General features: G+C 47.9%; 17 protein-coding genes and 1 pseudogene. 2 read left to right on the top strand and 16 right to left on the bottom strand.

All coding sequences use genetic code 11. The features are described 5' to 3' along the window. Positions 1–224: 224 nt before the first annotated feature. The 10 genes and pseudogenes from ACEW9O_RS12045 to ACEW9O_RS12000 form a co-directional block, all read right to left on the bottom strand. Positions 225–1,832: a gliding motility-associated C-terminal domain-containing protein gene (locus ACEW9O_RS12045; RefSeq protein WP_373550411.1), complete on the bottom strand. Its 1,608-nt coding sequence runs from the start codon at positions 1,830–1,832 to the stop codon at positions 225–227. 103 nt (positions 1,833–1,935) lie between these two features. Beyond that, on the bottom strand, positions 1,936–4,104 hold the full coding sequence (locus ACEW9O_RS12040; protein WP_373550410.1) for a TIM-barrel domain-containing protein: 2,169 nt from the start codon (positions 4,102–4,104) through the stop codon (positions 1,936–1,938). Beyond that, positions 4,101–6,548: an alpha/beta hydrolase-fold protein gene (locus ACEW9O_RS12035; RefSeq protein ID WP_373550409.1), complete on the bottom strand. Its 2,448-nt coding sequence runs from the start codon at positions 6,546–6,548 to the stop codon at positions 4,101–4,103. Before ACEW9O_RS12035 ends, ACEW9O_RS12040 begins: the two co-directional genes overlap by 4 nt. A gap of 251 nt (positions 6,549–6,799) precedes the next feature. After that, the gene (locus ACEW9O_RS12030; protein WP_373550408.1) at positions 6,800–7,930 is read right to left on the bottom strand and encodes a hypothetical protein; all 1,131 of its coding nucleotides are present in this window, start codon (positions 7,928–7,930) and stop codon (positions 6,800–6,802) included. 3 nt (positions 7,931–7,933) lie between these two features. Next, the gene (locus tag ACEW9O_RS12025; RefSeq protein ID WP_373550407.1) at positions 7,934–9,718 is read right to left on the bottom strand and encodes an FAD-dependent oxidoreductase; all 1,785 of its coding nucleotides are present in this window, start codon (positions 9,716–9,718) and stop codon (positions 7,934–7,936) included. Between the two features lie 328 nt (positions 9,719–10,046). Further along, positions 10,047–10,763 (bottom strand): pirin family protein, encoded by a 717-nt coding sequence (locus ACEW9O_RS12020; protein WP_373550406.1) that lies wholly within the window; start codon positions 10,761–10,763, stop codon positions 10,047–10,049. 97 nt (positions 10,764–10,860) lie between these two features. Beyond that, positions 10,861–11,766, bottom strand: a complete 906-nt coding sequence (locus ACEW9O_RS12015; RefSeq protein WP_373550405.1) for a DUF2231 domain-containing protein — start codon at positions 11,764–11,766, stop codon at positions 10,861–10,863. After that, on the bottom strand, positions 11,767–12,873 hold the full coding sequence (locus ACEW9O_RS12010) for a 6-bladed beta-propeller (RefSeq protein ID WP_373550404.1): 1,107 nt from the start codon (positions 12,871–12,873) through the stop codon (positions 11,767–11,769). A gap of 143 nt (positions 12,874–13,016) precedes the next feature. Then, the gene (locus ACEW9O_RS12005) at positions 13,017–14,522 is read right to left on the bottom strand and encodes a DUF1501 domain-containing protein (RefSeq protein ID WP_373550403.1); all 1,506 of its coding nucleotides are present in this window, start codon (positions 14,520–14,522) and stop codon (positions 13,017–13,019) included. Between the two features lie 138 nt (positions 14,523–14,660). After that, a pseudogene (locus ACEW9O_RS12000) lies at positions 14,661–17,882 on the bottom strand (DUF1553 domain-containing protein). A 138-nt stretch (positions 17,883–18,020) separates the two neighbouring features. Here ACEW9O_RS12000 and ACEW9O_RS11995 point away from each other — a divergent pair. Further along, a complete protein-coding gene (locus ACEW9O_RS11995; RefSeq protein ID WP_373550402.1) occupies positions 18,021–19,070 on the top strand; it encodes a hypothetical protein in 1,050 nt (349 codons plus the stop codon). A 324-nt stretch (positions 19,071–19,394) separates the two neighbouring features. Here ACEW9O_RS11995 and ACEW9O_RS11990 read toward each other — a convergent pair whose 3' ends face one another. Then, the gene (locus ACEW9O_RS11990; RefSeq protein WP_373550401.1) at positions 19,395–20,423 is read right to left on the bottom strand and encodes a DUF4340 domain-containing protein; all 1,029 of its coding nucleotides are present in this window, start codon (positions 20,421–20,423) and stop codon (positions 19,395–19,397) included. 274 nt (positions 20,424–20,697) lie between these two features. On the opposite strand from ACEW9O_RS11990, the gene ACEW9O_RS11985 reads away from it, so the two are divergent. After that, complete coding sequence (locus ACEW9O_RS11985) at positions 20,698–21,768, top strand: DUF4291 domain-containing protein (protein ID WP_373550400.1); 1,071 nt, start codon at positions 20,698–20,700, stop codon at positions 21,766–21,768. Positions 21,769–21,784: 16 nt separating this feature from the next. Here ACEW9O_RS11985 and ACEW9O_RS11980 read toward each other — a convergent pair whose 3' ends face one another. From ACEW9O_RS11980 to gldA, 5 genes are all read right to left on the bottom strand, one after another. Continuing rightward, complete coding sequence (locus tag ACEW9O_RS11980) at positions 21,785–22,381, bottom strand: hypothetical protein (RefSeq protein ID WP_373550399.1); 597 nt, start codon at positions 22,379–22,381, stop codon at positions 21,785–21,787. A gap of 29 nt (positions 22,382–22,410) precedes the next feature. Next, positions 22,411–24,129, bottom strand: coding sequence for a gliding motility-associated ABC transporter substrate-binding protein GldG (gene gldG / locus ACEW9O_RS11975; protein ID WP_373550398.1), 1,719 nt, complete (start codon positions 24,127–24,129; stop codon positions 22,411–22,413). A gap of 2 nt (positions 24,130–24,131) precedes the next feature. Beyond that, positions 24,132–24,863 (bottom strand): gliding motility-associated ABC transporter permease subunit GldF, encoded by a 732-nt coding sequence (gene gldF, locus ACEW9O_RS11970; protein ID WP_373550397.1) that lies wholly within the window; start codon positions 24,861–24,863, stop codon positions 24,132–24,134. Positions 24,864–24,971: 108 nt separating this feature from the next. Next, entirely contained in the window at positions 24,972–25,640 is a 669-nt protein-coding gene (locus ACEW9O_RS11965) for a hypothetical protein (RefSeq protein ID WP_373550396.1), read from the bottom strand. Between the two features lie 26 nt (positions 25,641–25,666). Further along, on the bottom strand, positions 25,667–26,581 hold the full coding sequence (gene gldA, locus ACEW9O_RS11960; protein ID WP_373550395.1) for a gliding motility-associated ABC transporter ATP-binding subunit GldA: 915 nt from the start codon (positions 26,579–26,581) through the stop codon (positions 25,667–25,669). Positions 26,582–26,918: the final 337 nt, after the last annotated feature.

The raw sequence follows: 26,918 nt of genomic DNA, 5'->3' as shown, positions 1-26,918 counted from the left end.
TTTCAAGACTAACCTTTAAGTTTTCCACATTTTTTTGTGGAATTAACAAAAGAAAAAAGAACCAAAAAAGAAAAACTATACATGATTATTATCTTAATGTATAAACTTTTTCTTTTTTACAAACCTAAAGGTCGTCGTGTTGAAAGATTTGGCGAAGCCGAATCCAATCCATTCGTTGTATTTATGCAACTAATAAGTCTTTAGATAAAGAAGTAAGTGAGGAGTTACCGCACCAGCGTAACGCCCCCATACCGCACATGTTCCCGCCCATCCGCCAGAATGAGCGTAGCCACATAGGTATACAAGCCTTCGGGAGCGGGTTTGGTGCGGGCAGAACCGTCCCAAAACGCAGCCTCATCCCCCGGTGGCACATCACGGGCGGACCAGACCAAACCACCCCAACGGTCAAAAACATGAAAGGAGGCAATCCTTTGTAGTTCTTCACCGCCATAAAAGCCAAAGCGGTCGTTTTTACCGTCGTCGTTGGGACTAAAGCCCGTGGGGAAGAATATTTTGTAAAAATCAAGGTGAAGCAGCACCGTACTGTCACAACCAATCGTCGATTTGAGGGTGGAGAGAAATTGCCCTGGGGAGCCGTATAACCGACTGCCTACCTTAAATTGTTCTCCCTCCAAAATGCGGGCCTGAACGGTATCCATCAAATCGTCTTCAATGCTCAAACTCAGGCGTACAATGCTGTCACAATTGTAAATGGTCTTGACGGTGTCGATGTATTCCCCCGCATTGCGGAGCAACCTTTGGTTAAAATTGTAACTGGTCCCCGGACAGATTTTTTCAGCGATAAAATTGGTGGAACGGGGAAACAAATGCACGTAAGGCACTGTAACCCGGCAGCCTTCATCGTCACTAATGCGCACCTGATATCGCCCCTCGCCAGTTTTGACCTGAAGGCTGGCTTTGGTTTCGCCAACCAGCGCTACCCCTTCTTTGTACCATTGGTAACTGGAGCCTTCTACCACAGGGACTTCCAGAAAAAACTGATCATTGGTACAAGGAAAACCTTTGGCGCTGATGCGGTAATCGAAATTCCGTCGTTCGTCAAGGACTAAGTTGTCGAAAAAATAATAGGGATCGGTGGCTTGAGCAGAAACCGCGCAGTCTGGCCCAATGGCCATGGCATGAATATTTTGCTGAGGAGTGACGTTGATTTCATATTGGATCCACTGATTGACCCCCTGAATGGATACCCGTCCCAGTTCAACCCAACCAGGGCCATTGAGCGGACAACCATAGGCCGTGTTGCCTTTGCCAAAAGGAAGTACCGCACAATCGGTAGCACCGTAAAAAACAATATTGGTAGCTGGTGATTGACTTGCAACAGTAAAGCCAACCCAAAATTTAAATTTATAAGCCGTTTGGGCTTTTAATGGACCCAGCAAACAAGCCCCTGCGTATTCTTTCCAGTTTGGATCGTCCATTTGTTGATTGAACCGGCCATTGCGAAAACCCACTACGGCGTTGCCATCTGGGAAGGGGAGCGGAACGGGCAAATTTTCCCACCCCATCCAGCCACAAGTGTGTAAATAATCGGTGGTGGCTTCGGAAGCCTGGATCCAGGTTTCAGCACAATTGAGTTGACTACGGGTTTGGGGGCAACAGCTGAATTCTTCAAAAGAGGGATTGGGAATCAGAGACTTGGGTTGAATGAGCGCACAGGCGCAATCGGGATCATTGAGGTCGACGAGCCCGTCGCGATCGTCGTCGCGGCCATTGTCACAAATTTCACCTGCCGATTGACCAAAACAGTTCAGCGGTAGATGAAACATACCCAGGCAGAGTAGCAAGACGATACAATAGGGCAATTTTCTCATGGCAATCGCTGGTTTCAATGTTGACATCACTAAATTAAGGTACAACAAAACTTGGATAAACTTGTTGCAAACAATTGATTTTCAGGCAAAATGCGCCACTTTGTTATTCTCGGCCTTTTGTCATATACACCCATTTGACCATTTTATTGTATCCAAAAGGTTTACTCACGGGAAATGTCGGCAACTCCCCCTGCAAATTGCCATCACTACTTTTTGAAACCGCAAGCCGCGTAAAAGAATACACCCCTTTTTCATAATCAAAACTCACCCCATCATCGTCGTACAACTGAAAACTGCCCGTAGACTCACCATAATGGCGAACCTCTAGCTGCAAAATTTCACCAGCTTTGGGTGCCTGACGACGAGTCGGAATCATCGGAATAATTCCTCCATCTTTTACAAACAGCGGAATTTTGTCCAAAGCGGGGCTGATGCTGATTTTTTGGTTTTCACCAACAAATGCACCAGTGTAAAAATCGTACCATTTCCCAGCAGGCAAATAGACCTCCCGACTACTTTCCCCGGCAAACATGGGCGCAACCAGCAAACAGTCGCCCATCATGTACTGGTCTTTGATGTCTTTTTTGATGCTCATGGCATAGGGATTGGCCGTGGCATCCAATTGGCCTGCGGTATTGGTAGCAGTGAACCCGAATCCCTCCACGAGGTTCATGGCCCGAAAAGGTGGTTTGCCTTCAAAATGGTACTGCGCAAAGGTGGAATACAGATAGGGTAGGAGCTGCATGCGCAAACTGGCGACCTCATTCACCGCTTTTTCTACCTCAGGGAAAGACCAAGGCTTGGTGCCATCCGCCCAGGCATTGAGCATGGCCATGGGGGAAAAACAGACGGACTGCATGCGGCGCACCCATTCCTCGGCGGTTTTGGATGCGCGTACTTCGGGCGTCCACAATACGCCAATGAAGCTGCTATTGACCAGCGCCGTGATGAAATCCTTATGGCTGTAATAATCGTTGTAAATCACGTAGGGAAAATTGCTGGAACCCGCGTTGGAAGCGCGCACCAGGCCATAAGTGCGTTTGTTGATTTCCTTGTACCAGGAGGCAGTCATACTTTGTACCAAATTGCCATAGACCTGCCGCATTTGTTCGGCACTAAAACCGGAAGGGAAGGTTGCTACATCGGGCCATACCCAAAAATCGTAACCATCTACTTCGTCCACCTTGTAGCCGCCCACGCCAATCGCCAAGTGGTTTTTCATAAAATGGTCCTTAAACAGTTGCCGGGTTTGGGGTAGGGTAAAGTCGGGCACAATGCCATTCCAAACCGTATGCGAGCCCGACAAGGGTTTGATTTTAGGATACAAACTGGCTTTGGGCGAAACATAAGGGTTAAGCCAAAGATTGGCACTGAGCCCCTTTTTTGCCAAGGCATCCAAAAAACCTTTGGGGTCGGGAAAACGGCTTGGATCCCATTCAAATGTACAAGGGTAGGACATGCTGTGCCAGCCGGGCTCAACACCGATGAAATCGAGCGGAAAATTGTGTTCCTCAAAACTGGTTGCTTCTTTCAAAATGTCATCCTGAGTATATAAAGTAGGTACACGTTGAGTGAATCCCAAACCCCATTTGGGAGGCAAGTAGCCGCCGCCATTCATCAAATTGTAGCGCTGAACAGCTTGCATAGGGGTAGGGCCGGCAAAAACATAAAGAGTTACGCCCTCGGCAGGCACCAGGATTTCGACTGCGTCAGAATAAGGCTGGGCGTCCCATTCCTTATTGGTGTTGCGGTCGTACAACACCGGTGGATGTTGGCTCTCCCGGCGCACACCCGTACCCGCGTATACGGTCAGGTAGCGCGCAGCATCGATCAAAACGCCGTAACCTTTGGAAGAAACATAAAAGGGGACTGGTGCGTGAGTGCGGCCATTGTCTTTGCCGCCGTAATGGTCGACGTGCAGGTCCAGGATACGTCCACGTTGGTTAACGGTTTGGAAATTGAGCCCCAGCCCAAAGAGTTGTTCAGCCTGATCTAGAGGAAAACGCAGGTAGACTTTATGGTCGATGAGTTTGACGCCGATTTCGGCTTGGTTCAGCGGGAAACTGCTTTTGGGCAATTTGGCCAGAGCTGCTACATTGGCACTGGCCCCAGCAGCGCTGAGCAGACTGATTTTTTCAGGTTGTCCAACCGTGGCTTTCCAAATTCCGGGGTATTGCTCCCGCCATTGCAGTTTAATTTGGGCAAAATTATAGCATGGAAAAAGGAGTAAGCAGAGGAGAATCTGAATGAGTTTCATGTGTTGATTTTTCATTTGGCTACATCCGTTTTTACATACTGCCAGTCTTGATCAAAAAAACCAGTCGCTTTGATGGCTTTGGCTCCTACTCCGGGCATTTCAGCGTTAAAAATGAGGTAATCAGGAAAACCGCTGCCTGCGGCAAAATACTGATTTGCCCAGGCCGCTTTCATGCCCATTGCCCCCGTACCTGCCACCACCGAAACGGAAGCAGTCTCACTATCTGCTCGAGGGTAAGTAAAATACACCCCCAAGTCAGAGCCCGAATAGGTTTCATCTCCCAATTTGATGCTGCCTCGGGTGACTTGTAGTGGGCAGTTGGTCAACAATTTAGACCAGGCTTTATTGGTAGTGGCATTGCCAAAAAGAATGACGCCCCGATCGGGGTAGGCGGCTGGATTGAAGTCCTTGTCCGCAATTAAATCCACTGCGCCATTGCCCCGATAATACCAGCTTTCAGCATCAAAAACCGCTTTTTGGTAAGCCCATTCATTTTCCTCCTGATTGCCTCCTGTGCCGTAGACAAACAGCATGTGGTGGTTGAACGCTTCCTTGAAGCTGCCATTGCGTTGGGCATTCCGTTGTTGAGGTCCAGGAGTGGAAGTCGCTTCCCAATTTGTATTTTTGGTAAAAAACAAGGGCGTATCACTCGTTTTACAATTGCTACATACCTCTTGACCATCAATGCTCAATTTGAAGGGTTGATCTTTGGGAAATGCAGCGGGTAGGAGTTTGAGGATGCGCACATTATCTGTTTTGATGGCAATGCTTTTGGCAGCGGAATTGCGTTTGACCGAAATATTGCTGTACACCAGTGGGGCAGTTTGCTGCTCAATGCCAATCCAGTGATAAGTAGCCGAGATGGCTGGGTTGGCGGTGGTGAAATTTAGACTATCCACGTCCTGTGCTTTGGGGATGCTGTGCCATTTGAAAAAATCAAACAATGCAGGCCAATCTACGCTGTGGTCGCCGTACCAGTGGGCACCATTGGGGTATTCGTAGTAGGAAAAATCATTGTGAAAAGTGCCCAGCACCTTGCGCATTTCGCGGGCGTATTCCACCGAAACGGTGCGGTCGGCGTCGCCGTGTAGGATGTAAATGCCACTGGCTTTGTAATTGGGTGCCAGGGCCAGCACGTTGCTGGGATTACTCGCCCGCAGGAGCATCCGTTCAGCTGGATTTTGGCTGCTTTCGGGAATTTTACCATCGGCTGAGCCATAGCCCATCAAGGTGGGATAGCCAGCACAAGGGGCTACTCCGGCCCACTTTCCCGGATAAGTAGCTCCCAGGTACCAGGAGCCGTGGCCCCCCATCGAATGCCCGGTCAGGTAGATTTTTTGGGGGTCGGGTTGGAATTGTTTTTGCGCGATTGCCAATACTTCCAGGGCGTCCAAACGACCCCAGTCTTCCCAGTTGAAGCCACGTGGCCGCCGATTGGTGGGGGCGACCAGAGTACCCCAATCTTTGGGTTTGTAGGCGCGAGCTTGCCCGATGGCTTCTACCTCGGCTCCGTGCACGGATAAAAACAGGGCCGAACCCGGCTTGTTGCCACCTACCTGAGGCGCCACGGCATAGTATTGTACACTGCCATCAATGTCGCTGATGAAGGTATTGCTGTGGTGTTCGCTGGCGGAAAGGGCAGCTAAGGTGATGTTTTTTTCATCGATTGGCTTTCCATCTTGTAGCAGAGTAAGGGTACAGGTTACGTTGCCTTTTTGGGTCACAGCGGCAGGATTCATCTGGAAAGGCACTTTGCGGGAGGTCATCGCACTGATCAAAGGTACATCGCTCAGCACCTTATTGCCGCCGATATTGGCTTGCAATTTGAGGTTTTTCAAGGATTTATCACTCAAATTGATCAAAACAATACCACCCCAGAGCGGATCTGTCGTTTTTTCAATCAGGATATGGGGCAAGGTTGCGTCGGGGGTACTGATGGCCACTGGTTTTTCGGGGAAAATCAATTTCGCAGTGATGCCTTGAAAACGGCCTCCTTGCCCGACCCGTACGTACAATTCATTCAGCCCTTTTTTGAGCTTGATGGGGTGAAACAACCAACCGTAGCGGTACATGTCGCCGGAAAAAGGCACGCCATTAAAAAACAAACCACTGTGCCCAGAAATCTGTAGCAATGCTGTTTTTTCTTCACTTGAGGGGTAAGTCAGATACAAATAGCCATTGGTCAAACTGGCGTCGCGCAGTCGATTGGCGGTATCGGCCTGGACGGATTTCCAGAGGATGGCTTTGCCCGTTTTATCTGTGGCTAGGGTGCTGCCCTCGTTGGGGGTGTTGAGTTTGCCTTGAATGAGTTGATGCACCAAAAGGTCGGTGTAGAGGGCTTCTCGGCCGTATTGATGGCAGGGCCCTGCTGCAAGGCCTTTGGTGAAGATGTAATTACTTTGAGCTAAAAGGGTGTGGCAAAAGAAGAAGAGGAAGACAAAGTAGCGCGATGTTTTCATTTGGCTTTATTTGTTTAGGCGGATACAATTGGTAGTGGGGCAAAAATAAGTGCTCATTTTTCTTGAGCCAAAGGATTAGACAAAACACTTGAAATGAATCGTTTAATTGTCTAATCCTTTGGCAAAATGAGCACTTATTTTTTTATCGCCCCTTGGCCAGTAAAGTAGCGAAAAGAAGCGGCACTTCAATACGATAAGAGTCAATTTTTTGGCTGTACTTCTCCTTTTTTCGGGCTAAGCAACCCTGATTCTTAGTTGCTTTTTAGAAAGGTTTCGATTATATAATTTTCAGTAAAAGATTTGTTTTGAGCTATTTGTACCAATTTAGCCTTAACCTGTCCATTTAAAAGCTGTCGATTTTCAGCCAGGTAATTCAAAAAAGTGCTCAATTGGTTTTTGGACATTTGTTCCAGGTCATTCACCAAACTATTTACCACGCTGGGATGGGCATATTTTAAATTATTGAGCAACAAAGTTCGGGTGTTGATGTCAACACCTGCAAAGGTTTGAAAAAAAGACTGGCTTATTTTTTCATCCTTCCATAGCTCCTTGGGTAATTTCTTGAGGATGTACAAACGAATACCAGGAGAGGTGCGGTTAAAAATTTCCTGGACTTGGGGAAGCAGCCGCACTAAGGTATTTTGATCCAATTGTTTGAGGGCAAACAACTGGTAATCTTCAGCAGGGGAACCCAAAAAGGTCTCGGCCAATGTCGCATCATAATACGTGAGTAAGTTTTGTTCAATTTGTTCTTTGATGTTGCCATGGGCCAAATGCCAGGCGGTAAAACAGGAATACAAAGCCCCTTCAACGACGGACTCTTTGATCTCTGCCCGGGTGGCACCGGATACCGCATCGACCTCTTCCCCGTTAAAAGTGATTTTTTCTTTGGCGGCGATACTTTGATCGAATAAGTCGGCCATGGTTTTGCGCTCCAGGATCGAGTGTTGATCCAGCAAAAGGGTGTGGAGTTTGGCATAATCCGTCGGGGTAAAGGCTTCATGGTCAAATTTGGTCAACAAATTGTCCTGAAATACCCCATACCCCACGTAATGCCCCACTAAATTCCAATACAGGGTGATGTACATCGGTTTGCAAAGGCCGTCGATGCACACCGGAGTGATCACGTCGGAGCAATACAATAAGGGCCGCTGCTGCGCATCGGACAACAACCAGACCTGGTGTTGCAGGAGGCTATCGGTTCCTGGCAGTGTAAAGACCATTTTTTCATGTACCACGCGGGCATACTCCTGGGGCATGGCCATGTGTAGCGGTGCATTTTTGGCCAATTCAATGGAGCTGGAGTAGAGCAATACTAGCCCTAAGCTTGTCAAGAGTACAAGACGGGACAGCAAAGCTCCAACTCCGATTCCTCGCAACATGGTTTAAGGTTTTATAACTTGTTGTGCTGTGATTGTGCCCATATACTCTTGCAAATGTTTTTCATACACGGCCCGTGGTTGCACTTTGTACTTGTGGCAAATGGCTGCGGCAAATCCTACGGCTGCACCCATTTGCCCGGTCGTGCGCATGACCCTGGGGCCACCCAAACCGATGTGAGAGCAACTAAAACAACGACCCGCCATAAACAGGTTGCTGACATTTCGGGAATACAAACTGCGGTAAGGAATGTAGTAGTTTTTAGTTTTGTAAAACAGCGCTTCAGACAAAAAATCCGGGTTTTCTTCGTCTTGCAAGTTGCGTTGGAAATGCACGTCAATGTCTCGGGTTTCTACCACTACCGAATCGGGAAACTGGGTATGGTTGACCACGTCATTAAAGGTAAAAACGTGATCGCCGATCAGGCGGCGCGATTCGCGCTTGCCCAACAAATACGAGACCCATTGGAGGCGGTATTTTTCATTGCCAGGCTGTTGTTTGGCATTGGAAAAGGAACCGTAAATGGCGCGAAGCAGATGGTCACGGATTTCTTCTCCATCATCAATCTGGTGCAAGTCATTGCGAGAAAATTCCCAGTACCATTCGCCAGCCGTAGCTTTGTGTTCTTTTGCAACGGTTACAGCCCAGGGCACTGCCTGGAATGTTTGAGCTTGTTCGGCCACTTCTGTGCGCCAGAGGATGGAAGAGCCCATCACAAAATTGTCGGCTTCTTCGGGGCTCCAGAGCTCGCCCCACTTGTTCCATGCCTCTCCGTATTTGTGCACACTCTCCCGTCCGTACGAGTACTCCGCACCGGCCCAGTAGCCGATCCAACCATCTCCAGTGGCGTCGGTGAAGAGTGGGGCTTTGAAGCGGATACGTTTCCCATTGGAAGTATGTTGAGCGTCAACGTATTGGATGACGCCACTGTCCGCTACCGCATTGTAGGCCCGCCAATTGTAGTGGATGTCGATGTTGGTATACTTTTGGACGTTGCGGTCCCTTTTTTCCTGGTCTTTTTGCGCTTCCGGGGAACCGTTAGGATAATGCTCGGTATCGATCATGCGCAGGATGCGTTCAAATTTGCCGTAGATGCCCAGGGTGTGGACCCGGATCTCGCTACTGGCATTGCCACCCAAAACCGGGCGGTCGTGGATCAAAGCTACTTTTAACCCTTTCTCCGCCGCTGCAATGGCTGCTGCACAACCTGAAATCCCACCACCACAAATGACCAGGTCGTAGGTTTTGGTTGTTTCAGGAGCGAGGGGTTCGCGCAGCTTTTTTTTGCGCCATTCCACCAGTTCAGTCCCACCTTGAGGCGGTGCTTCCTTGATTTTACTCAAATAAATTGCATCACAACGGGCATTGAAGCCGGTGAGGTCAATCAATTCGAGGTTGAGCTCCTTGCTGCGGAGTTGCACTTCTCCGGCATATTCCCAGGTCCAGTTGGGGATTTTCCCAAAGACATGGTTTACCTTTTGGCCATTGACGGCGATTTGAAATTGCCCTGGAGCGTCCCAATTGCCTGGTGCCCAGTTTTTGGTTCTGGCCCACAGGTGGTATTTTCCTTTGGCGGGCATGGCTACTTTGGTTGACGCATTTTTAACCGGAATGCCCATGCCATGTGCCATCAGGTAGGATGAGCCCATCTGTTGCACGAATTGGGGGTCGGTCACCCAGTAGCCTTTGTCGATGAAGCTCTCGGCTTCAATGAGGGCGTCTTTTTGGGCAAAAGTTGTGCATGGCAATAAAAAAAATAGGTAAAAAAAGGAGCGACAAAGGTTTTTCATGGCTTGCGATTGAGTTGATCGATTTTGCCCATAAGAGAGCAGCTTACTTCTGCGGGATGAAGTAATTTGAAGCAAGATGGATAAAAATAATTTCACTTCGGAGGCCTGAATCGGAATTAAATATGGTTTTCCTATCGGGAACCTTCCCATTTTGTAAGAAAAACTACGAATGCAATATTATTTTTAGAAAAAAAGAAAAAGAGGCCACTAAAGACACGAGTCGGAGCGCTGTCAACGTCTAACTTTGTGTCCTTGGTGTCCTCTTTTTTTCCTTTGTGCTAATTTTCTTCGTTTTGGTTTTACCTTGAAAATTCGGGATGATTCGTACCTACAATTCCATCGGCACTTCCATCAATAAAAACTCAGTGTCACTGCTCGCCTCAATCGAGAATTTATCGGTATCCCAAATACCCAAGCCATCGCGGGTATTGAGCGCTTGACCGTTGATGCTGACATCTCCCTTTAGCACAAAGGCGTAGACTCCATTGCCAGCCTTGTGTACCTGGTATTCCGCCGTTTTTCCGGCATCAAAATCGGCCAGGTGAAACCAGGCATCCTGATGAATCCAGACTCCGGCGTCATCTGCATTGGGCGAGATGATTTGTTGGAGTTGGTTTTTACGGTCAGCGGCATTCAAGGTGATTTGGTCGTAACGGGGCTGCACGTTGCGTTGATTGGGGTACACCCAGATTTGCAGGAACTTGACCAAATGGTCGCGGTTTTTGTTGTACTCGCTGTGTTGTACGCCCGTACCTGCACTCATCACCTGGATGTCGCCATTGCGGATCACGGTGGTATTGCCGATGTTGTCCTTGTGTTCCAGGTCTCCTTCCAACGGGATGCTGATGATTTCCATGTTGTCGTGGGGGTGGGTTCCAAAGCCCATACCCGCTGCAACAGTGTCGTCGTTGAGCACCCGTAGCGCGCCAAAATGCACCCGCTCAGGGTTGTAATAATTGGCAAAACTGAAGGTATGATAAGAATTGAGCCAGCCGTGATTGGCGTGGCCTCTGGTTTCGGCTTTATGGAAAACGGTATTGGCCATTTTATTTTTTGTTTGAATGAACAATCAAATTGACAGTACAAAGATCGGGGCAGTTGGGGGGTGATGCCAATAACCTAGATTAAGAAATGCTGATTAATTACTTTGCTTGCCAAGCATAAACACGATCTACACCTACGTTTTCTAATCGTTTTACCCCCGCCTCACTAAGCTCCGTCTCATTCAAATTCACCGCTTCCAGATGTTTTAACCCCGCCAAAATTTCCACGACTCCGTCCCCAATTGGATTCTTTGCCAATTTCAATTTCTCCAGGTTCTGGCAGGTTTTTAACCACTCCAAATCTTTTTCCGAAAACCCATTATCCGACAAATTCAACCAAACAATACTCGGCGCTACCGCTTGTAAGGCTGGCATGAGTTCTGAGGCAGGTTTTCCCGCTTGGGCAGGCAAGGTAATGTCCAGCATGACGGGCCGTTTCAACATATACCGCACATTAAAACCCAATTTGCGCAATTGTTCAACCGCTTTAACATCCACTTCCAAGGGCAGATCGGGATTGACTTTGGGCAATTCTAAGGCGGTGCTATCCACTACAGTAACCCTGCGGATCGGTATTGCTGGTGCATTCGCCGCCCGCCAGGAGAGGTAATCACTGCCATGGGTCAAACTACCACCTTGGTGCCCGGTATAGGCAATCACTCCGCCCAGAGCCAACAACAAGGCACTCAACCAGCGCGAGCCTGCCTGGCTTTGTTTCCGAAAAAATACGCCGCTGAGCAACCAAAGTACGCCACTCGCACCTGCTACCATCCAGCCTCCTTGTTGATGTACTTGCAAACTCGCGGGCTCATAATCGCCCGAACTTGCCAGCAAATATCCCGTACCACAGGACAAAAGCGCCGCCACAAAACCAAAAAATAAAGTACTGGGCACCGCAGCGCGGTACTGAACAAACGCGCTGCGGTAAGCCAACAGATCCATCAAAATGGCCAGCAGCAAAAAGCCGATGGGCAAATGAACCAATAGTGGGTGGAAATAGCCCATTTAGACTCTGGTTAGTTTAACGGGAGTACTATGATTGGCATTCCACTGACAGACGTAGACGTTTTTGTCATTGTCCACACAAACATCGTGGCCGTGGTGGAATACCCGCTCGCTCAGCGCCAGTGAAGGCTGCAAAACGCCATTTTTGTAAGTAGGCGCGGTGCCGCCAGGGTTGGAAACCACCTTGTTGTTGGCATCCAGAATGGTTACAAAACCGGAACCATTCTGCCGATTGCCTGTCGCGTCCTTAGACCAACACACCCCAGCATACAGGTTTTGACCATCCAGCACTGGACGGCATACGTATAAACCAGGAAGGTCGATCCGCTTGATGTATTTGCCATCGAGGCTGAACACTTTGAAGCAGTTTTCTTCCCGTGAGGTACAAACCAACACTGGATTTTTCGGATCACGGGTATCGACTACAACGCCGTGGGCATTGACCAGGTTGTGTTCCTTGTTGGCGTTGTTGCGGCCACCAAAATGGCGGATGTATTGCCCCTTGCTGTTGTATTGGATGATGTAATCGGAGCCATACCCATCGGCTACGTAGAGGTCGCCATTGGGGGCTACTGCGGTTTCGGTGGGTTGAAAACGCTCCTCATCTTTGTAAATACCGATGGTGCGGGGGTGACCGATGCTGAAGAGGATGCGCCCGGTCAAGTCGGTTTTGATGACTTGTCCAGACTGGGCTTTCCCAGCGCCGTACTTGTCCTGGTAATACCCACAGTCGACGATCCACAAAAAGTCTTCGCCCCCTTCTTTGCTGATGGTCAACCCGTGGCCACCGGGGTAGGAATGCCCCCAGGAATCGAGCAAGTTGCCCGATTGGTCAAAGATCAGAATGTTGTTGTTGGTATGGTCGCCAATCATGATTAAACGGCCTTTGCTGTCCTGAACCATCTCGTGGCAGTTGATCAGTGGGTTGGAATTGGCGCTGATTTTAGCCCAACCTTTGTTGACTTTGTAGGTGAACTCGCCATGCCCGATGATGGTGTCCTCAGGTTGAAGCTCTGGATGCAAAATTGAAAAGCCAAAGCTGGGACTGGCCACTGCGGCAGCGGAGGCCAAAGCGGCATTGCGAATAAATTTTCTGCGTGGATGCATAACTGATGTATGTTGGTGTGAGGTTGAGGAAAGTTGAGGAGGTTGAGAAGGTTGAGGCTACCGCAACGATTGTGACAAAGCCGTCTAAGTCACTGCGGTAGCCTCAACCTCCCTCAACCTTCTCAACCTTTCTCAACCAAAATTTAAGCCAAAATTCCCTTCACCACTTTCCCCTGCACATCCGTCAAACGGAAGCGCCGCCCCTGAAACTTGTAGGTCAACTGCTCGTGGTCAATGCCCAGCAAGTACATTAAAGTCGCATGAAAATCATGCACATGCACCGGGTCTTTGACAATGTTGTAACTGAAATCATCGGTTTCACCAAAACTAAATCCCGCTTTGACCCCAGCACCTGCCATCCACATCGTGAAACAACGCGGATGGTGATCCCGACCGTAATTGTCAGCTGTAAGAATACCTTGAGAGTACACCGTACGCCCAAATTCCCCACCCCAAATCACCAGCGTGTCCTCCAACAAACCCCTCCGTTTGAGGTCGGTGATGAAGGCCGCCGTAGGCTGATCGATGGTTTGGCATTGCTGCTTCATGCCGCCAGGCAAACCGCCATGGTGGTCCCAGCCTTGGTGGTACAATTGTACGAACTTAACATCTTTTTCCAAAAGTTTCCGAGCCAAAATACAATTGGCGGCGTAAGTTCCCGGATCCCGGCTCGTTGGCCCGTACAATTCAAAGGTTTCGTCCGTTTCTTCGGAAATGTCCATGACTTCGGGTACCGAGGTTTGCATGCGATAAGCCATTTCGTATTGGGCAATGCGGGCATTGACTTCAGGGTCGCCATAGGCCTCATTTTGCAGTTGATTGAGTTGTTTGAGGTAGTCGAGCATCTCCTGGCGATCGGTACCGTCGTAACCTTCGGGGTTGTTGAGGAACAAAACGGGGTCTTTTCCCGATCGAAACTGCACACCCTGGTGTTCGGAGGGCAAAAAACCATTGCCCCACAAACGGGCATACAGCGGCTGATCGCGCGGAGCATCTTTAGACACCAGGACGATAAAGGTTGGCAAGTTTTGATTGTCAGAACCCAGGCCATAACTGATCCAGGAACCAATCGAAGGCCGCCCCGGGAGCTGATTGCCAGTTTGGAAAAAGGTCAAAGCTGGATCGTGGTTGATGGCTTCGGAAAAAACCGATTTGACGATGCACAAGTCGTCGACTATTTTGGCGGTATGGGGCAACAAGTCGCTGACCCAGGTTTGGTTTTGCCCGTGCTGATTGAATTGGCAAAAAGCAGGAGCGATGGGTAAACTGGCTTGATTGGCGCTCATTCCGGTCAGGCGCTGGCCTTTGCGCACCGAGTCGGGCAAGTTTTGGCCCAGCATGTTTTGGAGCTTGGGTTTGTAATCAAAGGTTTCAAACTGCGAAGGGCCACCACTCATGAACAGGTACACGATCCTTTTGGCTTTGGGGGCAAAATGTGGTAATGCGTCCAACATCGCTTTTTGAAAATCTGCGCCTGGATTGCTCGAAGCTCCTCCTGAAATCGAGCGGGTGCCCAATAAAGTCCCGGTGGCTATCGCCCCCAAACCCAGCGCCGTTTTGAGCAAAAAATTGCGCCGATCCCATTGTTTGTTCAAGGAATCAAATTCGGGGGTATGGAGCCGAAATGGGTCGTGGTTATGGGTGGACATTTTAGTTGTTTTGAAGTTGAGGAAGGTTGAGGAAGGTTGAGGAGGTTGAGGCTACCGCAGTGACTTAGACAAGAGCTAAGTCAAAAACGCTTGCGGTAGCCTAAACCTTCTCAACCTCCTAAACCTTCCTAAACCATTTTATCGTTTACTCAGGGTCGCATCCGAATTCATAATCGTATTCGCCACCACCGCATTCGCCGCCAGCATCGCTTTATCCAGTTTGGAATTCAGTTTGTACAAACCCGCATCAAGCCAGCCCTTCGCTTTTTCAGGATGAAGTTTGAAATTTTCCTGCTGGGCACGTTGCATTTTTAACAACAAAGCCAATTCCGCCTTCGAAGGCTGCAAACCCGTCAACTTCCGGTATACCGTAGCAATGGCCTTCGGCGCATCCGAAATCTTGCACATTTGTTCCCCCAATACCTTCGAAGCTTCAATAAAAGTTGGATCGTTCAAGGTCACCAGCGCCTGCAAGGGGGTATTGGTCTTTTGCCGCCTAACCACGCAATAGCTCCGCGAACCTGCGTCAAAAGTCGCCAGGGTCGGATTGGGCACGGAACGTTTGATGAGGATGTACAAACTCCGACGGTACACCGCATCGCTGGTATCCGCGGTGTAGCTTGCACTGTTGATTTCCCACAGGCCCGCAGGTTGGTAGGGTTTGATACTTTTGCCCCCAATTTTTGGATTCAACAAACCACTGGCCAACAGGGCATTGTCGCGAATTTGTTCTGCTGAAAGCCGAAAAGCCGGGCCTCGCGCCAGCAGGCGATTTTCGGGGTCTTTCTCCCGCAAGCTTTTGTCCACCCTCGAATCCTGCCGATAAGTGGCCGATAAAACGATGAGTTTTTGCAGGGCCTTGACATCCCAACCCGATTCAATAAAACGCAGCGCCAGCCAATCCAGCAGTTGCGGATGGCTGGGCATTTCGCCCTGGTTGCCAAAGTCTTCCGTGGTTTTGACCAGCCCCGTGCCAAAGTAGTTTTGCCAGAATCGATTGACCGCGACCCGAGCTGTTAGCGGATGTTCAGGTAGGCACAGCCATTGGGCCAAACCCAGGCGGTTTTTGGGTAGATTTTTAGGCCAGGCCAAAATGGAGGCAGGAGTATTGGGAAAAACCTGCTTGCCGGGCATGTCGTAGTTGCCCCGATTCAAGAGGAAGGTCTTTTTGGGGTGTTTCATTTCCTGCATCACCATCAATTCTTCGATCTGCTCGCTGGAGTCGGAGAGTTCGGTGCGGCGCGACTGGAGGGTTTTGCGGGCTTCTTGTAGAGGGGGCGAAACGACCTGCTGGTAATAAGCCAATAAATGCCCTTTTTTAGCTTCGCTCAATTGTGCAACGGGTTTGTTCGAGACCTTGGCCCAAGTCTGTTTTTGCGCCAGCACGCCCACCTCAAAGGGCGTCAACTCACGCTTGTACACGCTGATGTCGTCCACCTGCCCACCTTTGAAGCCGAGGCCGCGCCACCAGGCACCGATTTGTAGGCCAGGTTGGGGATTGCCAACCAGGAGGATGTCTTTGTACAGTTGATCCATGGTCGTTTCCATCGCGAGCGCTTGTCCATCCAGGTACAAGTTGAATCCCGAAGCGCGTGCCGAGCCATCATAAGTGAGGGTCAGGTGCAACCAGCGATCGCGCGGCACAGGCGCTCGACTCACCCGTGTAATCGCATTGGAGGGGGCGGTATGCGCCATATTGATTTCGAGGCGATCGTTTTTGAGGTAAACGTGAAAGCCCCGGAAATTGTACAAACGTTCGGCGCTGCTTTTGTGGAACAATACGCCTTCGTTCAAAGACTTTGGAATCAAAGCCTTGATGCCGATGCTGAAGGGTTCGGATTTGCGGAAAATGCCCACTTCGCCAAGGTCGAGGTACACATCGCCGTCGAGTGCGAGGGCTTTGCCCGCGTTGGCGTTGATGAAGTTGGGTTTGTCTCCGGTCATGCCTGTTTCCCGCTTCATGATGCCGACTTGTTTGGCGTTGACCTGGTTTTTTAAGTCCCTGGCATCGAAGCTATAGTGGGCTTGCAGGCCGGATTGGGGGATTTTTTCAGCGGCCAGTTTTTGCTGCTGACCTTTGTTTAGCCATTCCTGAAATGCCGCTATCGTTTGAGTGCTGAGTTTTTCCACCTGCTGTTCTTGCTCGACAATGGATTTTTGGATGGTGGCCAGCATTTTTTCCTGCTTTTTGGTGGGCAAAAGCAAAGTTGGTGTAGGCAAGGCGCCATCCCAGGAGATCTGACCGGCCTCTTTGACGTTGTTGAAAAAGGAAAAAATTTCTTAATAATTCTCCTGCGAAAGGGGATCGTATTTGTGGTCGTGGCATTTGGCGCAGCCCAGCGAAAGTCCTAAAAAAGCGTCGCCAAAGGTGTTGGTGCGGTCGATGACGTATTCGGTTTGAAACTCTTCTTCGATTATGCCACCTTCCAGGTTTTGGGGGTGGTTGCGATTAAAGGCAGTGGCGATCAACATGTCGCGACTGGGTTTAGGCAGCAAGTCGCCGGCCAATTGCCATTGGATGAATTGGTTGTAAGGTTGGTTGCGGTTGAAGGCCTGGATGACCCAATCGCGGTAAGGCGACATGTCGCGCAGGCGATCCACAGTGTAGCCATGAGAATCGGCAAAACGCGCCAAATCCAGCCAGTCCACCGCCATTTTTTCACCGTAATGGGGCGATTGGAGTAAGCGATCTACCTGTTTTTCGTAGGAATTGGGCGATTTGTCTTGTTCAAAAGCGTCGATTTCGGCCAGGGTAGGAGGGAGCCCGGTCAGGTCGAGGGACAAACGGCGCAAGAGGATGGCTTTGGGGGCTTCTGTGTTGGGCTGGAGTTTTTCGGATTCCAGTTTTTGCAACACGAAGTTGTCGATGGGGTTTTTGACCCAGTCCTTACTTTTTACGTTGGGAATTTTAGGTTGTTTTGGTGCTACAAAAGCCCAGTGGGGCTGGTATTCCGCCCCATTTTTGATCCATTGGATGAGGATGGCTTTTTCCCGATTGCTCAAACTGAGGTGGGACTCGGGCGTGGGCATGAGGTATTCAGGGTCATCGGAAATGATGCGGTGAAACAGCTCGCTGCGGCGCAGGCTGCCTTTGCTGATGGCGACTTTGCCGGGGCTTTCTTCCAGTTGAGCGTAAGCACCTTCGGGTAGGTCGAGACGCAGGCCCGCTTTTTGTTTGGCTTTGTCGGGCCCGTGGCAGGCGAAAAACTTGTCGGAAAGGATGGGTTTGACGTGGAGGTTGTAGTCCAGATCAGGGGGGAGGGCAGCGAGCTCTGCTTCCAGTTCCGGCGGGAGCTCGGTGGAACAGGCACAACATATGAGCGCGACGATGAGGCCAAAAAACCATTTTTTTTCTAACATTCTAAATTTCCTTGATTCAGCTATGCCAAAATAAGAAAATTTAGAATGATCCAACCCTATAATAAATGAATTATTTGTTTTGTTTTTTTATTGAATAAAACTAATTTTGGGTTTTGGCAAAACAAAACACCTGTCTTTATGGCCAAACCCATTGATTATGACGCTTTATTAAAGGATTTCATCAATGATTTTTTCCCAGATTTCATTGCTTTCGTAAATCCAGCACTTTTTGAAGCCATCGACTGGAGCCAAGGATATGAGTTTTTGGAACAAGAACTCATCAATGCCATGAGGGGAAAGTTCAAAATACGTGGCAAAAGAAAACAAACGGATAAACTGGTCAAAGTACACTTAAAAGTTGGTGGCGAACATCATGTTTTTGTACATGGAGAATTTCAGCACAAACCGGAACCAGGATTCTCCTACCGAATGTACAACTATCGAGCTTTAATTGGATTGCGCTACAATATTGAAAACATAACCGCAATCGCTGTTTTTACAGGTGCTCCACCCCCTCAAGAAGAACGAAGCTATAATAATTTGACCTTTGAAACGACCCTAGAGTATAAATTTAAATCTGTTGTTGCGATAGAACTGGATGAGCAAGATTTGATTAATGCATCTGATAACCCTTTTGCCATTGCTATGTTAGCCGCTCAATATGCCTTTCGTAGTCGCAATGATTCCAAACTTCGGCTTCAATTGAAGGTTCAGCTCTTCAATTTGGTTCGATCCAAGCAACGCCTTTACATTGACAAAGTTATCAAATTGCTTATCTTTGTAAGAGATTTTGTAGATTTACCTAAGGACTTGGAGAATGAATTTCAGCAAACTCAATTTTCATTGGCATTTCCAAACGAAGAAAAGATGATCATCAGTGAAGGAACCAAGGACTTTGCATTAGGCTTGTACGAACACATCTTCGGGTACAATCCAATTCAGGCATTGAAAGAAGAACGCCAAAAGGCGGAAGAAGAACGCCAAAAGGTGGAAGAAGAGCGCCAAAAGGCGGAAGAAGAACGCCAAAAGGCGATTGAAGAAGAGCGCCAACGCATCAATACCACGATTCTCAATCTCCATCAATTAGCCAAGATGCCTGCAAGCGAAATAGCCACTATCGTAGTAATGGATTTGGAGTATGTTGAAAAATTGATCGCGGAGTATCAAAATTCAGTGCACAACTCGTGATTAGGGCTGCTTTCCTGAAATTAAAATTTGGGCTGATCTCTATTTTTTCAAATCCAAAACGACCACCGTATCCTCCGCCAGTTCAGTAAAAGTGTAAATTTTCACCTTCCCAATGTGCATTTTGCTTATAAAACCTGGAAATGCATTAAAAGCCTCGACCAGCTCTTGAAAAATTTATCGGAGCATTCATCAAAATTTTACTCGCCACACGTGGGCGCTCGTCGATCTTTTACTGACGCCAAAGGCGTCAAGCTCGACGGTCGCAGGTGCGAAATCCTACCTCGCGCTCGATATTCGGAATTGCGCTAAAAGGAGTAAGTTCTATCACCGCCCATAAAAAAACTCCAAACCCCGCAACACTTTCCGAAACACCCGATCCTGAATCAGCATAAAATCCCCTGAACTATGATCTACAAAATAGCGCTCCACAGTAGCTCCATCGGCGCTGATCCATTGCCCTGTTTTGGGGTCAAGCGACAGGATGGCGTCCGGGAAAATGGGGAACAATTTGGCTTGAGTGGTTTTGCCCTGTTTGTTGGTCAAGGTAATCACGCTGAAGGGGATAATTTGCCGCACGGAATCTTTGGCTGGGGTTTCGTTTTCAAAAGCTTCCGCCACCAGGCTTTCAAAACCAATCAAAAAAGCCTCCGCGCTGCCCTCGCGATAAGGCAAACGAAGATTGGGCGTGATTTCGTAAAAAGGCCGGATGTCAAAACTGCTGCCGCCCTTGCGCTCTAGTTTAAAGGAGCGATTTTTTTGTTTTGGGTATTCAATACTCACGCTTTGGATGTTTTCGGGATCTTCGGCGAACACTGTTTTGTCGCGCCAATCATCACCCCGTAAATTGTAGCGGTAGCGCAAATTGCCTTCCCAGCCGGGGATGTGGCAAACGAAGGGCTGATCAAAACCATCCATTATCATGTACACGCCGCGTTCGTCCTGTGTGCCACTGCCGATGTAGTAGGTTTTGATGGGTTGGTCGCCCGATTCGTACAATTCCACCTTGATACCTTCCCCTGCCAGGTTTTTGACGATGTTTTTGATGGCTGCTTTGGCGGGGATGTGGTCGATTTCAACCCGTTGAATGGCATCGAGTAAATTTTCCATGGCATTGGGACGGGCTTTGAACTTGCCGTTGTAGAGCCACTCTGCGCCTTTTTTTTCCAATAGTGTCGTCTCCCCATCGCGTTGAGCGATGAAGATTTTTTGCAGACGGCTAACGTCTTTGACGGCAAAATTGCGCTCGGCTTTGAGGCCACGCATAAGGGCGTCTTCGCGGTTGAAATAGATATAACCCACGGCAATAACGCCGAGGATAAAGAAGGAGAGTAAAAGCCAGGTGGTACGGTTCATGTAAACAAATTAGTTAATTAACGCAGAAAAATTAACTTCCCGATTTTGGGTTTTGAATAGGAAGTCGAACGTTTCATTTCAAGTGAGCTTCCTATTCAAAAGCCTCCTAAAAAATCGGGAAGTAATTTTTTGCGTCATAATAATCCGAAATGGTGTGCAAAATTGGAAAAAATCTACATTGGGTTTTAGCTTTTGGCAGTCATTTAATGAAATTATTTGCTTTATTTTGAAGAGGAGGGAACCCATGTTTAGTATTTCACGTTAAGACGGCATTATGAAAAATCAAGACATATTTGAGCAATTTGACGCAATTCTAAGTTCTAAAGACCCTCAGAAAGCTTACGAATTTTATCAACTAGACTTTTCTGGATGCACTGAAGATGAGGTTATCCAGATGGAAATGAAATTATTTGATGAGACTTGGCATACCCTCCACGATGAGTTGGCTAACGGCTTTCAAATTAAGCGGAACCCAGCGGTAGTTCAACTACTCTGCAAAACGGTATTAGATGGCAAGATTCCAGAGTTAGAATACAAACCTATTTCACGGAAATGTACGTGGGCTTTAGCCGATATTGGTACAGAAGAAGCACTGGAATGTTTAAAAGCCATTGCCCAATCAAAAGATGAAGTCCTTGCCGAATATGCGCAAAAGCGTATCCGACTATGGGAAGATGAATTAGATCGAAAAGGGCAAATGATTCGAGCTTCAAGGGTGCCATTTGGGAAAAGAATACGCATTGAACCTTATTACTCGTACCTCGATCGAATTCCCAAAACGGGTAAAAGGATCATTGGTTTCCAAACGGACGATGAAATGGTGGTGTATCAGGCTTACAAACCTTCAATTGCCGAGTATGCAGTTGAAAAGCAAACTTTGGGAGGGCTAGGTTTTAGTTTCAAGCGTATGTCCTGGATCAAACCCAATTTTTTGTGGATGATGTTTCGCTCTGGCTGGGCAGAGAAGATAAATCAGGAGCGTGTTCTGGCAATTTGGGTGAAAAAGAAAGCTTTTGAACAAATTTTAAATCAGGCCATACTTACCACTTTTGATGAAGAAATCTATGGTATGCGTGAAATTTGGCAAAGGCAACTATCTGTTAAAAGAGTAAGGGTACAATGGGATCCTGATCATGACCCCCAGGGCAATAAATTAGAACGCAAGGCCATTCAACTGGGTTTGGCGGGCGAGGCTTTGCATTTTTTTGCAAACGAGGCCATTCAATACGTCGAGGACATTACTCCCTTTGTCAAAAAGCAAAGCTTGTATGTGAAACGGAATGAATTGGATAAACTGTGGGTTCCAGTGGAAAGTGAAAGTGATTACACCATCAATTTTCACTAGGCTTATCTACACATGATCAAATTGTCCACTGGTCATGGACGATTGCAACCAAATATATTTTGTCATCCGAAACCTTGTAGACCAAACGGAGGGCTCCCCAATCCATAAAGCTGTATTTGTCTGAGCCTTTACAGTAGTATTCTATAAAATCGTAACCAGGAAAAACTTCTTCAAGATTATTAACCGTATTACCTACTGCGGTAGTCTCATTGATTGGGTTGGCACCACATTTTAAATAATCTTTGTCCGTTACAAATTTGTCGAAATATTCAGCTAGATTTAATTCAATCGGATCACCCGTTCCATCGTACTCGCCCCAATTGATTTTCTGTTGCTGAGTTGCTGCTTGTTTTAGTTTTTCTTTGGAAAATCTAATTGCTGAGGTAGTGTCGATATACCCATAAGGGGAAAACAATAAATCCTGCCCCATTTCAATTTGTTCAGCCAGAGCAACGAAGTCTTTACGAATTAGGATATCCATCACCTTAGCGGCATGCTTTTCAAGGCTTACATTTTTATCCTCTATTTGGTTTGTTTCAGCTTGAGTTTTTTGAGTCCCCTGGTTTACACAGGAAAAGCTCAGTAAAAGCATGCTATAAATTAAGTTTTTCATTGGTGTAAAATTATACGATTATAAAACACTTACACTCGTGCATACTTCCGTTTCCGCCACCAGCTATACCCAAAACCAAACAAAGCAATCAGTAGCAAGGGGAACACAATATTCACCAACTGCCACCAAGTTTTTTCATCCTGAGCACGAGTCGTGTCCAACATGCGCAAGCGCACCTCTTTGCCTCGCGCTGCTATGATGCCATTTTTGTCCAAAAGGTATTCCACTGCGTTTTGCAGGAATTCCTTGTTGGCGTAAATGAAGTTTTCCACGTCGTTGTAGCCGAGGGGAACTACTTGTTCGCGGGTGGGCAAATACTTGTTTTTGGCCACGTCCCCATCGGACACGACGATCTGGCGGGTCGGAACACTCACACTTTTGTATTGTAAGCCCAATTGGGTCAGGCCACTTACCATTTCTGGTGTCAGGCGGTTTTCGTACATCGAAGGAAAAGTACCTTCCATGGCTACTGCTACCACTTGTGGCCCTTTGTTGAATTTCTCAGGGTCGATGTAGCGCAAAAAATCCAAACCCAGGCGTGCAGGCAGGTATTGCAGGCGGGTGCGGGGAGTGGTGCTCAGCAGCGCCGTTTTTTTAACCGGAGTTTTGGTACGAATGGCCGTATCGATGGTACTCGCGAAGAGCAGATTTACCGGAGCGACCGATTTGGATACCGGATGATCAGGGTTGGACAAAGTTAGGATATGGTAAGGGAAAGCAATCGGCTGGCGCTGTTGCTGCGTGCCTTGTTTGCCCGTTGCGATCCAGATGGGCGAGCATTGTAGGTCGAGCACCAGATTGGGCTGCACCCGCACGCCGTAACGAAACAGCAGGTCATCCAGATTGAGTTGGTAGTCGCCGGGGATGTATTCGGGGTGAGCGAAGAGGCTGTCTTTGTCCATCCTCACCATGTCGAGCAGCCAGAGGATTTTTCCGCCGCCCATCACGTATTGGTCAATTTTGAACTTGTCTTTTTCGGAAAATGGGCGGAGCGGTTTCGCGACAATCAATGCCGAAATCTCGGGACTGATGGAAGTGACGCTGTCCAAGAACAGAGTGCCCGTATTGCAAAACTTGCGCAGCGAACCTTCAAAATCTTTGCGCTCATTTGTACCTATTTCACCGTGGCCCATGGTGAAGGCCACATTTGGTTTGTTGGTTTCTTGTAACTTTTGAATGGCATTAGCGATTTTGTATTCAAGCAGGGATACAGCGTTGTTGAGCACTACATCCGAGGATTGGGTCATGTCCTGATTTTCCATCAGGTTCACTGGATAAGCTCGGCCTTTGTAGTTGACTATGGCATACGGGAATATCGGGGTCTCGTCGCGTTGGGCTCCTTTCTTCACGGTAAAGGACATGGGGAACATGCCTTCTTTGCGCAGTTGTTCCATCCGCGCATTGACCTGTTCTGGTTTACCAGCCATGGGATTTTCAAAGTCGTAATCCACCAAACTGGATTGACCACGAAAATCATCCAGGATGTCGATGGTGGAGGCCCGCAGGCGCTTCAACTCGGCGGGCAGTTTGCCATCCAGCATCACTTTGACATAAACCACCTCATCCAGATTGCGCAACAGATTTTTGGTGCCATCGGTGAGGGTGAAACGTTTTTCCTCGGTGAGGTCAAAACTGCGGTACAAGGCGAAATTGCCCAGTCGGGCATTGGCCAGGATATTTATGAAGACTACAATCCCCAGGAAAAGCCCCATTTGAATCAGGGATTGTGTTTTTTTACTTTTACTCATGTTTACCATTTTCTTCTTTCCAGTGAAAAGAGCGTTAAGGCCAAAAATAAAGTGCTCACGGAAAAAAAGTACACCACATCCCGCGTATCCACAATACCTCGACTGATCGAGTTGTAGTGGTAATCGATGCCCAATTTTTGAATCAAATCATCAAAACGCCCTACAAATACAGGCAATTTGCTGAAGTAATAAAATCCGTAATAAAACAAAAAACAGAGGAAGGTGGCCAGCAAAAAGGCCAAAATCTGATTGCTGCTCAGGGAGGAAGCAAAAATCCCAATCGCTGCAAAAATGGCGGCCAACAAAAACAAACCAATGTAAGAACCCAGGATTGCTCCGGCATCCAGATTCCCCTGCGGTGAGCCCAATTGATACACCGTGTAGTAGTACAAAACGGTGGGCAATATTGAAAATAACACCAGCGCCAGGGCCGCAAAATATTTCCCCAAAATGATGTCAATGTCGCGCACGGGTTTGGTGGCCAGGAATTCGATGGTGCCCGTTTGTTGTTCTTCGGCAAACATCCGCATGGTGACCGCCGGGATGAGGAACAAAAACACCAAAGGTGCCGTGTCAAACAAGGGGGCCAGGGTGGCAAACTTGTTTTCCAGAATACTGGTGTCGGCAAACACAAACACAAACAGCCCCAAAATCACCAAAAAAACGGCGATGGCAATGTACCCAATCAGGGAGCTGAAAAACGTGTTTACTTCTTTTTTAAAGATCGTCCACATAAATGTTATGGTATGGGTTGAGGAAGGTTGAGGGAGGTTGAGAAAGTTTAGGCTGCCGCAGCGACTTTAGCTAAACCTTCTCAACTTCCCTCAACCTTCCTCAACCATTCATTTTAAATAGAACGGATTTCGCTCATTGTAAGACAGTACCATCCTGGGCAGTTGCTCGGCAGTTTTATCTGGCGCAATGGCCTTGACCGCCTTTTGCAAATCGGGGTAATCCGCCACCCATTGGGTCAAAGTTTGTTGACTTAAAGTGGCCCATTCGCCATTCTCCAAGCGCAGCATCTTTTCCTTGATCAGCGTTTCGCTATTCCGCACTTTGCCTTTGCGAAAAGGGATGCCAGTATCGGGAAAATAAGCTTTGATTTCGACCAATCTTTCTACCTCTGTTTCGTAATTGAACAAACAGATGTTGCCAACCACCTGCAACTCAGCAAAAATAGCCAATTTACGCTGTACACTATCCGCCGGAATCCGAATATAAGGCCGCCCACGCCAACAAATGCCCCAAATGGAATCCAGATGCAAAGTATCGCCACGTTTGTGCCGAATCCATTCCACCTGCACTACCTTTTTTTCTTCGTTCACCACGGCTGAAAACTCCACATTGAACATAGAATACTGCGGTTTGTCCGCTTGGAATGCCGCCAAATTGGGGTATATCCCGTCCTTGAAGGTGTAATTGGGTTTTACAGCAGTGCGGTTTTGAGCGCTGACCGTGGAACTCCCCAAGAAGCAAGCAAAGATGCAGAGGTAGGTTAAAAGTCGAATCATTTTGTTTGAGTAGCGGGACAAAAATGTTATCGCCCCTTAGCGGTCAATTTTTGGAAAACATCTTCTACGGAATAAGCCTCCTTGTGCATTTCAATCAAGGTCAAACCCTGATCAACTGCAAAACGGAACACTTCCGGGCGAATATCTGCTTTGGAGTCGCTTGACAACTGCCAAATGTTTTGGTTGATTTTTTTGACGGAATTTACCCCTTTGATTTTTTTCAACAACTCGGCTTTGACTTCTTCCAAAAACGCCACACTGACCATGGCTTCCCCCTTGATCAGGTTGGGCAATTGTTCGATGCGGTCATCGGCCACAATTTTACCATTGTTGATGATCAAAACCCGGTTGCAGATGGCTTCTACCTCCTGCATGATGTGGGTGGAGAAAATCAGGGTTTTTTCTTTGCCCAATTGTTTAATTAGGCCGCGGATTTCGACCAATTGGTTGGGGTCAAGGCCGGTGGTGGGTTCGTCGAGGATGAGGACTTCCGGGTCGTGCAACATGGCCTGAGCCAGACCCACCCTTTGGCGATACCCTTTAGAAAGAGCGGCAATGGGCTTGTGTTGTTCTTTTTCCAGACCAGTCATGTCAATCATTTCCTTGATTCGTTGCATGGGTTTTTTCAGATGGTGCAAACCCGCCACAAACTCCAGGAACTCCTTCACATACATGTCCTTGTACAGGGGATTGTGTTCGGGCAAGTAGCCGATGCGTTTGCGCACTTCCAGCGGGTTTTTGATCACATCAAAACCACATACTTCAGCATCACCTTCCGTTTGAGGAATAAACCCGGTGATGATTTTCATGGTGGTGGTTTTCCCGGCGCCGTTTGGCCCCAAAAAACCTAAAATTTCACCCTTTCCCGCCGTGAAAGAAACCTGATCAATGGCTTTTTGCTCTCCGTAAATCTTGGTCAACCCTTTGACTGTTACCGACATGCTCTGTTGTTTAACAAACTCTGATGGATTTGCGCGCAAAACTATAAAAGTACAAGCATTTCCAACTAACTTATTTTGAACTTGATCCTAAGGGCGATAAAAAAATAAGTGCTTCATTTTGTCAAAGGATTAGATAAGTAAACGGTTCATTTTAAGTTTCTTATCTAATCCTTTGGCTCAGGAAAAATGAACACTTATTTTTGCCCCACTACTAACGGTGAAATTGGGGGTGTTCAGTATGTGGCAGCAATTTTTTGTTAATGTCCGGTTGACTACTTTTTTAGCCCACCAATTGTAACCCCGGGAACATTTCTGCCGTATAAAGCTACCTAGTTTT

It is taken from the genome of Haliscomenobacter sp. (assembly GCF_041740695.1).
Lineage (GTDB): Bacteria > Bacteroidota > Bacteroidia > Chitinophagales > Saprospiraceae > Haliscomenobacter.
Note: the sequence above shows the minus strand (reverse complement) of the source record. Positions and strands in the feature narration are given on the sequence as shown.

Bases quoted from the DNA above. Each gene is read 5' to 3' on its own strand.
- ACEW9O_RS11990 (WP_373550401.1), bottom strand. From the start codon at position 20,423: ATGAACCGTACCACCTGGCTTTTACTCTCCTTCTTTATCCTCGGCGTT.
- ACEW9O_RS11980 (WP_373550399.1), bottom strand. From the start codon at position 22,381: ATGAAAAACTTAATTTATAGCATGCTTTTACTGAGCTTTTCCTGTGTA.
- gldA (WP_373550395.1), bottom strand. From the start codon at position 26,581: ATGTCGGTAACAGTCAAAGGGTTGACCAAGATTTACGGAGAGCAAAAA.
- ACEW9O_RS12010 (WP_373550404.1), bottom strand. From the start codon at position 12,873: ATGCATCCACGCAGAAAATTTATTCGCAATGCCGCTTTGGCCTCCGCT.
- ACEW9O_RS12015 (WP_373550405.1), bottom strand. From the start codon at position 11,766: ATGGGCTATTTCCACCCACTATTGGTTCATTTGCCCATCGGCTTTTTG.
- ACEW9O_RS12030 (WP_373550408.1), bottom strand. From the start codon at position 7,930: ATGTTGCGAGGAATCGGAGTTGGAGCTTTGCTGTCCCGTCTTGTACTC.
- ACEW9O_RS12020 (WP_373550406.1), bottom strand. From the start codon at position 10,763: ATGGCCAATACCGTTTTCCATAAAGCCGAAACCAGAGGCCACGCCAAT.
- ACEW9O_RS11995 (WP_373550402.1), top strand. From the start codon at position 18,021: ATGGCCAAACCCATTGATTATGACGCTTTATTAAAGGATTTCATCAAT.
- ACEW9O_RS12045 (WP_373550411.1), bottom strand. From the start codon at position 1,832: ATGAGAAAATTGCCCTATTGTATCGTCTTGCTACTCTGCCTGGGTATG.
- ACEW9O_RS12025 (WP_373550407.1), bottom strand. From the start codon at position 9,718: ATGAAAAACCTTTGTCGCTCCTTTTTTTACCTATTTTTTTTATTGCCA.
- ACEW9O_RS12005 (WP_373550403.1), bottom strand. From the start codon at position 14,522: ATGTCCACCCATAACCACGACCCATTTCGGCTCCATACCCCCGAATTT.
- ACEW9O_RS12035 (WP_373550409.1), bottom strand. From the start codon at position 6,548: ATGAAAACATCGCGCTACTTTGTCTTCCTCTTCTTCTTTTGCCACACC.
- gldF (WP_373550397.1), bottom strand. From the start codon at position 24,863: ATGTGGACGATCTTTAAAAAAGAAGTAAACACGTTTTTCAGCTCCCTG.
- ACEW9O_RS11985 (WP_373550400.1), top strand. From the start codon at position 20,698: ATGAAAAATCAAGACATATTTGAGCAATTTGACGCAATTCTAAGTTCT.
- gldG (WP_373550398.1), bottom strand. From the start codon at position 24,129: ATGAGTAAAAGTAAAAAAACACAATCCCTGATTCAAATGGGGCTTTTC.
- ACEW9O_RS11965 (WP_373550396.1), bottom strand. From the start codon at position 25,640: ATGATTCGACTTTTAACCTACCTCTGCATCTTTGCTTGCTTCTTGGGG.
- ACEW9O_RS12040 (WP_373550410.1), bottom strand. From the start codon at position 4,104: ATGAAAAATCAACACATGAAACTCATTCAGATTCTCCTCTGCTTACTC.